Here is a 704-nt window from a genome sequence, read left to right on the forward strand (position 1 = left end):
TGAGCTGGGTTTAATACGTCGTGAGACAGTATGGTTTCTATCTTCTAGAGGAAATTGAAGTAAAATAAAGATAGCCCCTTCGTACGAAAGGAGTTGGGTATGTTGATCTATGGTTTACTTGTTGTTTATAGTGCAATATTTTTGTCGCTTACTTTTACTTAAGTAAGTTGTATATAGGCATGGCAAGAAAGCTACATCAATTAAAGATAAGTGCTGAATGCATTTAAGCGCGAAACTCACTTTAAGATACTTATAAACGTAGTAGAACACTACGATTTATTATAAAAATTTTATTTTTATAATAAATAGGTTTTAGTTGTATATAATATATATTTTTATATATTGACATAAAGTACTAATTTTTTTTTAAGCTAAAAATTTTCCATAGTTATGGAATTAAATATGGCCTGGTTAGCATAAAAGTAATGCACCCGTTTTGTAATCGGTAGAAGTAAGTGCGATACTTGCACTGGGCTATAAAGATCCAATGGTCAAGTCGGTTAAGACATAACATTTTCACTGTTTGGACGAGAGTTCGAATCTCTCTTGGATTATAAAAGAAATTAGCTCAGCGGTAGAGCTGTCGCTTTACACGCGAAGGGTCAGGTGTTCAAATCACCTATTTCTTAATGCGAATTAATGTAATGGTAGCATATTTGGCTCATGACCAAAAAATTTAGGTTCGAATCCTAAGTTCGCTAATT

General features: G+C 32.7%; 3 tRNA genes and 1 rRNA gene. All 4 read left to right on the forward strand.

Annotation, left to right across the window (positions count from 1 at the left end):
- A 23S ribosomal RNA gene (locus tag ACYVEA_RS34660) occupies nucleotides 1-276 on the forward strand; the annotation flags it as partial.
- A gap of 205 nt (nucleotides 277-481) precedes the next feature.
- Nucleotides 482-554 (forward strand) — tRNA-Glu (locus ACYVEA_RS34665).
- Nucleotides 555-557: 3 nt separating this feature from the next.
- A tRNA-Val gene (locus tag ACYVEA_RS34670) sits at nucleotides 558-629 on the forward strand.
- A gap of 1 nt (nucleotide 630) precedes the next feature.
- A tRNA-Met gene (locus ACYVEA_RS34675) sits at nucleotides 631-701 on the forward strand.
- Nucleotides 702-704 lie beyond the last annotated feature (3 nt).

It is taken from the genome of Spirosoma jeollabukense (genome assembly GCF_054777855.1).